Annotated in this window: 9 protein-coding genes, 1 tRNA gene and 1 riboswitch; of the genes, 6 read left to right on the forward strand and 4 right to left on the reverse strand. The window is 64.4% G+C overall.

Annotated features, from left to right (window positions below; all coding sequences use genetic code 11):
* Genes PQR02_RS27265 through PQR02_RS27275 form a run of 3 tightly spaced genes read right to left on the reverse strand, consistent with a single transcriptional unit; the run spans position 1 to position 1,847 of the window.
* Positions 1-300 (reverse strand): phosphopantetheine-binding protein, encoded by a 300-nt coding sequence (locus PQR02_RS27265; protein WP_408238666.1) that lies wholly within the window; start codon positions 298-300, stop codon positions 1-3.
* Positions 275-1,069 carry a lysophospholipid acyltransferase family protein gene (locus tag PQR02_RS27270; protein ID WP_408238669.1) on the reverse strand — a complete coding sequence of 265 codons (795 nt, stop codon included), beginning with the start codon at positions 1,067-1,069 and terminating at the stop codon, positions 275-277. Before PQR02_RS27270 ends, PQR02_RS27265 begins: the two co-directional genes overlap by 26 nt.
* Entirely contained in the window at positions 1,053-1,847 is a 795-nt protein-coding gene (locus PQR02_RS27275) for a beta-ketoacyl synthase chain length factor (protein WP_408238672.1), read from the reverse strand. The genes PQR02_RS27270 and PQR02_RS27275 overlap by 17 nt, the downstream gene beginning before the upstream one ends.
* 595 nt (positions 1,848-2,442) lie before the next feature.
* Positions 2,443-2,652: riboswitch (yybP-ykoY riboswitch) on the forward strand.
* A gap of 14 nt (positions 2,653-2,666) precedes the next feature.
* Between PQR02_RS27275 and PQR02_RS27280 the strand changes: the two genes are divergently transcribed.
* Positions 2,667-3,239, forward strand: coding sequence for a TMEM165/GDT1 family protein (locus tag PQR02_RS27280; RefSeq protein WP_408238675.1), 573 nt, complete (start codon positions 2,667-2,669; stop codon positions 3,237-3,239).
* 145 nt (positions 3,240-3,384) lie between these two features.
* Here the strand turns inward: PQR02_RS27280 and PQR02_RS27285 are convergent, their stop codons facing one another.
* Entirely contained in the window at positions 3,385-4,083 is a 699-nt protein-coding gene (locus PQR02_RS27285; protein WP_408238678.1) for a DUF4136 domain-containing protein, read from the reverse strand.
* A 235-nt stretch (positions 4,084-4,318) separates the two neighbouring features.
* Here PQR02_RS27285 and pepN point away from each other — a divergent pair, with 235 nt between their 5' ends.
* The 5 genes from pepN (at position 4,319) to PQR02_RS27310 (ending at position 9,255) form a co-directional block, all read left to right on the forward strand.
* Positions 4,319-7,024, forward strand: a complete 2,706-nt coding sequence (gene pepN / locus PQR02_RS27290; RefSeq protein WP_408238681.1) for an aminopeptidase N — start codon at positions 4,319-4,321, stop codon at positions 7,022-7,024.
* Positions 7,025-7,234: 210 nt separating this feature from the next.
* A complete protein-coding gene (locus PQR02_RS27295; protein WP_408238684.1) occupies positions 7,235-7,516 on the forward strand; it encodes a type II toxin-antitoxin system RelE/ParE family toxin in 282 nt (93 codons plus the stop codon).
* Between the two features lie 16 nt (positions 7,517-7,532).
* Positions 7,533-7,988: a HigA family addiction module antitoxin gene (locus PQR02_RS27300; protein ID WP_408238687.1), complete on the forward strand. Its 456-nt coding sequence runs from the start codon at positions 7,533-7,535 to the stop codon at positions 7,986-7,988.
* A gap of 121 nt (positions 7,989-8,109) precedes the next feature.
* On the forward strand, positions 8,110-9,129 hold the full coding sequence (locus PQR02_RS27305) for a class 1 fructose-bisphosphatase (RefSeq protein ID WP_408238690.1): 1,020 nt from the start codon (positions 8,110-8,112) through the stop codon (positions 9,127-9,129).
* A 50-nt stretch (positions 9,130-9,179) separates the two neighbouring features.
* A tRNA-Thr gene (locus tag PQR02_RS27310) sits at positions 9,180-9,255 on the forward strand.
* The last annotated feature ends 354 nt before the right edge of the window (positions 9,256-9,609 follow it).

The following is a 9,609-nucleotide window of genomic DNA, read 5'->3' on the forward strand; positions in this document are numbered from 1 at the left end:
TCATTCCCCCTTCTTTGAGGTTTCGTTCGTAGCAGCCACCGCTTCGCGCTGACTCGCCACCAACGCGGCCAGCGTGTTGATCGAGCGGAAGTGTTCGCGCGTGCGTTCGTCGTTCGCCGCGATGGTCAGTTGGTATTGCTTGCGCAGCACGATGCCGATTTCGAGCGCGTCGATCGAGTCGAGACCGATGCCGTCCGTATCGAACAACGGGGCATCGTCGTCGAGATCGGCGGGGGTCAGGTCTTCGAGGTCGAGCGCTTCGATCAGAAGCTGCTTAATTTCCAGTTTTAAAGAATCCATAAGCGAACAGATGCCGGGTAATGTGTGCTTCGACGGCGCTCGTCACGCTGCGCGCCGCGAGAGCCGGTGTTGTTTGATGGGCCGCAAGCTGCTCGACGCCTAACGGCGCGAGCACGTTCACGCGCATCCGGAATGGGCGCGCCGGAACGTGATACCAGCGCATCTGCGTCATGAACGCGGGCGGGTCGCAATCCATCAGCACCGGCACGATCGGCGCGCCGGCCTTTAACGCCATGTGCGCGAAACCGCGCGAAAACGCATGCAGCCGATTGCGCCCAGGACTGCGCGTGCCCTCGGGAAAAATGATCACCGTATAGCCCGCCGCCAGTTGCCTCGCGCCCGCGTCGATCAGCGCCGCGGGGTCCGCGTTGCTGACGTACTCCGCGGCTCGCACGATCCCCCAGAAGCACGGGTTGCTCCAGTGCGCGTTTTTCACGACGCAACAGGCGCGCGGCGTGAGCGACAACAGCACCATTACGTCGAGGTAGGTCGGGTGATTCGCCACCACGACCGATGGTCCGCCCGCGCGCAATACGTCCGAGCCCGACACGTCGAGCTTCATCACACCGGCACTGCGCAACAGTGCGACCAGCGCGCGGAAAAACCAGTGGATCACGCCCGTCACCGCCCGCTGCCGCGACGCGCGATGCGGCCACAGCCACGCGAGCGGAAACAGCAGCACGGAAAACAGCACGCCGCAGATGCCGAACACCACGAAGGCCATGCCGGTCGCGCAAAAGCGCCACAGGTAATCAAGCCGCGCGGTCATGCCAACTCCAATGCCAGAGGGCGCCGGCGCGCTGCCAGCAGGCCGGCTGGGCGGTTTCCAGACAGTGCAGCAGCGCCTGGCTCTGGGTCGCGAAGCTGGCGGCCTGGCCGAGGCCGCTGGCGGCGGTGGTTTCGGTGGCCGCTGCGGTTTCGGTGGCCGCGCCGCTCTCACGGTTGACGCCGGCCCCGTGTGCGCCCCCGGACCGCGCGGGCCGCTCGGCCCCGGCGCGGGACAGGGAGCACGTTATGTGCCCGGCCGCCGCCTCGCGGTCCAGCAGAATCGCGATCGCGCCGCCTTGCACTTCGTCTTCGATCGTGCCGTAGGCCGTGTCGGCCGGTTCGTCGGCGTACACCAGCAGGACCGGCGAGTCAGGCTGCGTCGCGAATTGCGCGTGGGCTTCCAGCAGCGCATAGCCGAGCGTTTCGGCGCCGGCCGAAATCGCGCTCGCCGCCGAGCGGTCGCCACGCGCAATCCCGAACACGCCCGTCATCGCGTTCAGCACCGACAGGCTGAAGGCGGTCGGTGACACCGGCTGGGCCGCGCTGATGCTGCGCAGAATGTCGGTGGTGCGGCGCAATTCCCCGTGACGCGACGCGAACACGACCCGGACCGCGCCTTGCGCGACGCAGTCGTGCGCGACTTTCAGCGCCACCTTGGACAGCGTGCTCAGACGCCGCCGCACCATCGGCTCGATGAAGCCAATCTCGGGGGCGGCGGATGTGGTAGCCGGCCAGCTAGACCAGCGACCGACCGGAATGGTCCAGTGCAGATCGGGCATATGGGTGTTCGCGTGGAGATAGGAGGAGGCCCGCGCGCCGGACGGAGCATACCGCGGTCGCAGCGTGCGTGCGCCGCGCGGATCGGCATCTCCAGCCGGGGACCATCCAGTCTTCTTATAGGGAGTTCGGCGAATGAGCAGTGCCTGCCCAGGTTTCAGGGCGCCTGGCAATGAGTTTGATGGATCGTCGCGGGCTCCCCTGGTCGCCGGAATATGGTGCGTATTCTGAATTAATTCAGCGACAAAAGACGTATCTATCTGTATCCGTCGCGTCGAGGCTATACGGGGTCAATACGCGAGGGCCAGTGATCGCAACTTCGGCACCCCGCGCCCCAACCGGCCCAAAAGCCAGTGGCGGCGCGCTTTGGGCGGCGCTGACGGCGAGCCCCCTGGACATGAGCCGCACCATTGCTTTCAACCAGCCTTCTGCACGCGTGTTTCAGATCGGAACATTTTGCAAGCTGCCAAGCGGCGCGCCCCTCGTGGGCTGCGCACGAACCACCGCGCACGGCCATCCGCTGCGGGCCGGCCGCATGCAAGGCTGCGGCGCTTCACGGCCAATTGCGCCGCGCAGGCCGGCTTGGCCTGCTATACTCCGTCCCTCATTGGGGAGTAGCCGCCCCGCCGCAGGTCCGCACCGTTGTATCCGGTGCGTCGCACGTGTGATCGCGGGGGCGCCTGTCAACAGACCTGGTCGTCACGGCCATGGCAGCCGCAGCCTCCGGCCTGGCGAGACCGATGATCCACGCGCCGCAACAGGGCCCGGCGTGTCGTGGGTCGTCGCTCGTTCATCGCAGGCCCGGATCAACCCACACCATCGTGAATCACGCTTTCCTCATTTCGACCGGCGCGGTCGCGCTCGCCGAAATCGGCGACAAGACGCAACTGCTGTCGCTCGTCCTTGCCGCCCGCTATCGCAAGCCTGTACCGATCATCCTCGGCGTACTCACCGCCACGCTCGTCAATCACGCCTGCGCGGGCGCAATCGGCGCGTGGCTCGGCTCGCTGCTCACGCCGACCCTCATGCGCTGGGCGCTGGCGGCGTCGTTCATCGCGATGGGTTTGTGGATCCTCGTGCCGGACAAGCTCGACGACGAGGAAGCCAACACCAGCCGCACGCATTTCGGCGTGTTCGGCGCGACCGTGGTGACGTTCTTCCTTGCGGAAATGGGCGACAAGACGCAGATCGCGACGGTGGCGCTCGCCGCGCGCTTTCACGATTTCTTCGGCGTGGTGGCGGGCACCACGCTCGGCATGATGATCGCGAACGTGCCGGCGATCCTGCTCGGCGACCGCTTCGCCCACCGGCTGCCGACCAAACTCGTGCACGGCATTGCCGCAGTGATGTTCGGGGTGCTGGGGACGATGGCGTTGTTTGGGATCGGCGTTTAAGCGGCGTCCCGGTTGCATGTTTCGAGTCGCCGCATTTCACGCAGTCCAGAAATGGAGACGGTCCTGCAGGTCATTCCCCGTGGGCCGTTTTTCATCGAGCTGTAACGCCTGGCGCTTACCGCGCGTAGCGTTCGGCGCACTGCCCCTACTCGGCGACCTTCGCTCCCGACGCCGGAACTGGAGCCGCGGCAGGCACGGCGCCAGCGGCGGCCATCTCGTTGGCCGGCCCACCGTTCTTGTCGACCAGGAGCTTGACCGTGTGCACGACGCCGTTGCCGAGCGGGAAATCGGCCAGCGCGCTGCGCGCCAGATACGGCATCGCCCCGACCAGCGACGACTCTTCGCCCGAGTTGCGCGCCGTCACGTTATAGACCTCCTTGCCCGTCGCGCGCTCGGTGATCCGCAAGCCCAGCAGATGCGTGAAAATCTGATAGGTCTGGCTCACATACGTGCTCGGATACGGACCCCAAGGTCCCCATGGATCGAACGGCCGGCCCCAGTAAGGCCCGGGCCACGGGTTGTAGTACACCGGTTGTGCGACGGTCACCATGTCGGAGCGAATCCCATACGCGAGTCCGACCAGATAACGCGCCTGCGCGCTGTCGACTTCGCGGAACCCATGCACCGCGAGCTCGCTGGCGACGATGCGCTCGTACGTGGAGAGTTCGAGATTGCTCTGCTGACCCGGCGGCCGCGTGAACGCAAAGGTGCGGGCCGCGTCGTTGCTGCTCCAGTCGGAGAACGCCGTGACCTGCGTGGTCACGTAGGTGGTGCAGCCGGACAGGAGCACCGTCAGCGCCGCGAGCAACAGCGCGGCGCGGCGGGTCCATGGGTGGATGTTCATGGTCTGCCTCGTGATGCCTCAGGGTTGCCCGTTATCGTCAGTCATGACCGGGTTCGTCTGCCGTGCGGCCTGTTGTCGCCTGTTGCTGCGCGTGCGCCCGATAATACGCTGACCTGGCGCGCCGGTAAAAAGTTCGCTCCGCACGATTGCCCGAGGCTTTGTACAATGGCTCGTCAAGCCCGGCTCGCGTGCCCTTGCGCGCCTGACCGCTCGAGTACCATCACCACAGAACGCCATGGCCGATACCGCAACGCCCAATGTGATCCGCCGCGCCGATTACGCGCCGCCCGCCTTCCTGATCGACACCGTCGCGCTGGAGTTCGATCTGGTCCCCGAACGCACGGTCGTCAGGAATACGATGCGTGTGCGCCGCAACCCGGACGCGTCGCGCGCCGCGCATCTGGAACTGATGGGCGAAGAGCTGGAGTTCCTCGGCGCGCAGATCGACGGCCAGCCGTTCGCCAACGCACATCCTCATGAACACGGCCTGCTGCTCGACAACGTGCCGGACAACTTCGAGCTGACGCTCACGACCCTTTGCAACCCGGCTGCGAACACCACGCTGTCGGGCCTCTACGTATCGGGCGGCAACTTCTTCACGCAGTGCGAGGCCGAGGGCTTTCGCCGCATCACCTACTTCCTCGACCGCCCGGACGTGATGGCGACCTACACGGTCACGCTGCGCGCGAGCAAGGCCGATTATCCGGTGCTGCTGTCGAACGGCAATCTGCTCGAAGAAGGCGATTTGCCCGACGGCCGCCATTTCGCGCGCTGGGAAGATCCGTTCAGAAAGCCGAGCTATCTGTTCGCGCTGGTCGCGGGCAAGCTGGTGGCGCTCGAAGAACGCATGAAGACCGGCTCGGGCAAGGAAAAGCTGCTGCAGGTGTGGGTCGAACCGCACGATCTCGACAAGACCCGTCATGCGATGGACTCGCTGATCCATTCGATCCGCTGGGACGAACAACGCTTCGGGCTCGAACTCGATCTGGACCGCTTCATGATCGTCGCGGTGAGCGACTTCAACATGGGCGCGATGGAGAACAAGGGGCTCAACATCTTCAACACGAAGTACGTGCTGGCGAACCCGGAAACGGCAACCGACACCGACTTCGCGAACATCGAGGCGGTGGTCGGCCACGAGTACTTCCATAACTGGACCGGCAACCGCGTGACCTGCCGCGACTGGTTCCAGTTGAGCCTGAAGGAAGGCCTGACGGTGTTCCGCGACCAGGAGTTCTCGGCGGACATGGCGGCCGGCCAGACCAGCAGCAGCGACGAAGCCGCGCGCGCGACCAAGCGCATCGAGGACGTGCGCGTGCTGCGCCAGATGCAGTTCGCCGAAGACGCGGGTCCGATGGCGCATCCGGTACGTCCGGAGAGCTATGTCGAGATCAACAACTTCTACACGATGACGGTCTATGAAAAGGGCTCCGAAGTCGTGCGGATGTATCAGACGCTGTTCGGCCGTGACGGTTTCCGCAAGGGCATGGACCTATACTTCAAGCGCCATGACGGCCAGGCCGTGACCTGCGACGATTTCCGTTACGCGCTCGCCGATGCGAACGGCCGCGATCTCGCGCAGTTCGAGCGCTGGTACAGCCAGGCCGGCACCCCAAGGGTATCCGTGCGCACTCGCTACGACACCGCGCAGCAGCGCTACAGCGTGACGCTCAGGCAAGGTTACGGCGACGCCGTGCCGGCCGCGCGCGACACCCAGAAGGGAGCGCTGCTGATTCCGTTCGCGATCGGCCTGATCGGCAAGGACGGCAAGGATCTGCCGCTCCAGCTGGAAGGCGAAGCCAGGGCTTCGGCCGCCACCACGCGCGTGCTCGAATTCACGCAGACTGAACAGACTTTCACGTTCGTGAACGTCGCACAGGAACCGCTGCCGTCGCTGCTGCGCAATTTCTCCGCGCCGGTGATCGTCGAGTACGACTACTCGGCGGACCAGCTGGCCTTCCTGCTCGCGCACGACAGCGATCCGTTCAACCGCTGGGAAGCCGGCCAGCGGCTCGCCACGCGCGAGCTGATGACGCTCGCCGAAGCTGCCGCCACGAACGTTCCGCTGCAACTCGACGACTCGGTGGTCGCCGCATTCGCGCGCGTGCTCGCCGACGAAACGCTGTCGCCGTCGTTCCGCGAACTCGCGCTGATGCTGCCGTCCGAAGCGTACCTCGCCGAGCAGATGGCCGAATCGAATCCGGCGGCCGTGCATGCCGCCCGCCAGTTCGTGCGCAAGCGTCTGGCCACGGCGCTGAAGGACGAGTGGCTCAAGGTGTACGAGCGGCATCGCACGCCCGGTGCGTACGAAGCGACACCCGAGGCGGCCGGCCATCGGGCGCTGAAGAATCTCGCGCTGTCGTATCTTGCGGAACTTGACGATCCGGCTGAAGCCGTGCGTCTCGCGTCCGCGCAATACGACGCCGCCAACAACATGACCGACCGCGCGGCGGCGCTCTCCGCCCTGCTCAACGCGGCGGCGGCCAAGGGCGGCAGCAGCGACGCGCAACAGGCGCTGGACGACTTCTATCAGCGCTTCGAAAAGGAGCCGCTCGTGATCGACAAGTGGTTTGCATTGCAAGCCGCGCAGCGTGGCAGCGCGCAGCGTCCTGTGATCGACATCGTGCGCAAGCTGATGACGCATCCAGCCTTCAACCTGAAGAACCCGAACCGCGCGCGCTCGCTGATCTTCAGCTTCTGCGCGGCGAATCCCGCGCAGTTCCATGCCGAAGACGGCTCGGGCTACGCCTTCTGGGCGGATCAGGTGATCGCGCTCGACGCGCTCAATCCACAAGTGGCCGCCCGCCTTGCCCGCTCGCTCGAATTGTGGCGCCGCTTCACGCCGGCGCTGCGCGAGCGCATGCGCGCGGCGCTGGAGAAGGTCGCTTCCCAGGTGAAGTCGCGCGACGTGCGTGAAATCGTGGAGAAGGCGTTGGCGTAGTGCCTGCCTGGCAGCCGCGTGATTGCGGCATCCGTCTCGAAAAGCCGGCACGCGTTGCCGGCTTTTTTTTCGTCCTGAATCCGGCTCGTGGGCGGCGATTGGCGCGCCCCACGTTGGCCATCTGGACGAATGTTCATGCCGGCTCGCAGGGGTGAAAGTAAACGCATTCTATTAACGGTTTACGTTTAACGCAATGCGTTATATCATCCCATGATCACGACATTCGGCGACAAGGCTACGGCGAGAATCTTTCAGGGCAAGTTCGTGCATTCGCTGCCGCTTCACATTCAGGCGCTCGCACGCCGCAAGCTGCTGATGATCGACGCCGCCAACTCCATCGTCAATCTGCACGCGCCGCCGGGCAACCGGCTCGAAGCCTTGCAAGGCCAGCGCAGCGGGCAATGGAGCATCCGCGTCAATGCGCAATGGCGCATCTGTTTTCACTTCGTCGGCGAGGAGGCGCTGAATGTCGAGATTGTCGACTATCACTGATTATTGGGAGACCGGCATGGTCATCAAACGCTCAGAGCTGAACAGTATCGATTTCTCCGACATCGATACCGGCGACAGCATCCCGGAAATCCATCCGGGCGAGATTCTGCGCAGCGAGTTCCTGGAACCGCTCGGCATGTCCGTCAATGCGCTCGCACTTGCGCTGCGCGTACCGGCGCCGCGCATCAACGACGTGGTGCGCGCGAAGCGCGCCATCTCGGCCGACACCGCGCTGCGGCTCGAGCGCTACTTCGGCGCGAGCGCGCAGTTCTGGCTCAACCTGCAGATCGCCTACGACCTGCGCGTCGCCACCGCGGCCGCCGGCGAGCAGATCGAACGCGAAATCGAGCCCATGCCCAAGGCGGATCGCCCCAAACTGCCCACGGTGTCGGCCGCGCACGCCCGCGCGGCGGCACTCGCGGCCAGCGTGAGCGGCAATTTCACCGCCGCCAGGGCACGCCGCAAGGCCTGAATCGCGCGGCGCGGTGCGGCGCCGGCCACAGCACCGCGCGCCCTGCGCGCGCAAAACCACGGAGCGGACACATCCAGCGGTTAAAATCGGGATATTCCACTAGCCTTCCCGGAGTACAGCAATGTCTTTGCAACGTCGTACCACCCTCACGAAGTACCTGATCGAGCAGCAGCGCGAGACCAATAACCTCCCGGCGGACCTGCGCCTTTTGATCGAAGTCGTCGCGCGTGCGTGCAAGGCGATCAGCTACCACGTCAGCAAGGGCGCGCTCGGGGATGCGCTCGGCACGGCCGGCAGCGAGAATGTGCAGGGCGAAGTGCAGAAGAAGCTCGACATCCTGTCGAACGAAATCCTGCTCGAAGCGAATGAATGGGGCGGCAACCTCGCCGGCATGGCATCCGAGGAAATGGAACAGTTCTTCCCGATCCCGGCCAACTATCCGAAGGGCGAATACCTGCTGGTGTTCGATCCGCTCGACGGCTCGTCGAACATCGACGTGAACGTTTCGATCGGCACCATCTTCTCGGTGCTGCGCTGCCCGGACGGCCAGCAACCCACCGAACAGTCGTTCCTGCAGCCGGGCACGCAGCAGGTCGCCGCGGGTTATGCGGTGTATGGCCCGCAAACCGTGCTCGTGCTCACCACCGGAAACGGCGTGAACTGCTTCACGCTAGACCGCGAACTCGGGTCGTGGGTGCTCACGCAAAGCGAAATGCGCATTCCGGTCGAAACGCGCGAATATGCGATCAACGCATCGAACGAGCGCCATTGGTATCCGCCGGTCGAGAAGTACATCGGCGAATTGAAGGCTGGCAAGGAAGGGGCGCGCCAGAGCGACTTCAACATGCGCTGGATCGCATCGATGGTCGCGGACGTGCATCGCATCCTGAATCGCGGAGGCATCTTCATGTATCCGGCCGACAAGCGGACGCCGGACAAGCCGGGCAAGCTGCGCCTGATGTACGAGGCGAACCCGATGGCATTCATCGTCGAACAGGCTGGCGGCGCCGCGACCAACGGCGAAAAGCGCATCCTTGATATCCAGCCGAAGAGCCTGCATGAGCGTGTGGCAGTGTTCCTCGGCTCGAAGAATGAAGTCGATCGAGTCACCCGCTATCATCTCGAAATAAAAAATAAGTGAGGGGCTTGCCAAGCTGCTAAACAAGTCCCTATAATCTTGTTTCTCCTGATGCCGGAATAGCTCAGACGGTAGAGCAGCGCATTCGTAATGCGAAGGTCGGGGGTTCGATTCCTCTTTCCGGCACCAACAGATTCAAGCACTTAGCCCAGTCATTGCGACTGGGCTTTTTGCTTTCTGAATTCCATGTAGGCACCGCATAGGCAAATTCGATCAACACGACTCTGCCTGCGCGCTCCGTTTTTCGCAGTGGCAGCGTTTGCCCCGTCGGCGCACAGACGTCATGCCGTTCTGTACGCCTTCATAACTGACACCAGCTCGACTTCTGCCGCTTCGAGTGCCGCCGTCTCGCGGTCGGGCACCACCAGTTAGGCCCGTACGGTGAGTGGTGGATGTCGTCGCCGAACCACGACATGTGCGTTAGAACAAGTGGAGTTGTGGGGGCAGCACTGCATCATCCTTGTCGGCCGGGAGGTTGACGGT

The organism is Paraburkholderia sediminicola (genome assembly GCF_046026895.1).
Classification (GTDB): domain Bacteria; phylum Pseudomonadota; class Gammaproteobacteria; order Burkholderiales; family Burkholderiaceae; genus Paraburkholderia; species Paraburkholderia sediminicola_C.

Coding starts and splice junctions, on each gene's coding strand:
- PQR02_RS27265 (WP_408238666.1), bottom strand. CDS start 300: ATGGATTCTTTAAAACTGGAAATTAAGCAGCTTCTGATCGAAGCGCTC.
- PQR02_RS27270 (WP_408238669.1), bottom strand. CDS start 1,069: ATGACCGCGCGGCTTGATTACCTGTGGCGCTTTTGCGCGACCGGCATG.
- PQR02_RS27275 (WP_408238672.1), bottom strand. CDS start 1,847: ATGCCCGATCTGCACTGGACCATTCCGGTCGGTCGCTGGTCTAGCTGG.
- PQR02_RS27285 (WP_408238678.1), bottom strand. CDS start 4,083: ATGAACATCCACCCATGGACCCGCCGCGCCGCGCTGTTGCTCGCGGCG.
- pepN (WP_408238681.1), top strand. CDS start 4,319: ATGGCCGATACCGCAACGCCCAATGTGATCCGCCGCGCCGATTACGCG.
- PQR02_RS27295 (WP_408238684.1), top strand. CDS start 7,235: ATGATCACGACATTCGGCGACAAGGCTACGGCGAGAATCTTTCAGGGC.
- PQR02_RS27300 (WP_408238687.1), top strand. CDS start 7,533: ATGGTCATCAAACGCTCAGAGCTGAACAGTATCGATTTCTCCGACATC.
- PQR02_RS27305 (WP_408238690.1), top strand. CDS start 8,110: ATGTCTTTGCAACGTCGTACCACCCTCACGAAGTACCTGATCGAGCAG.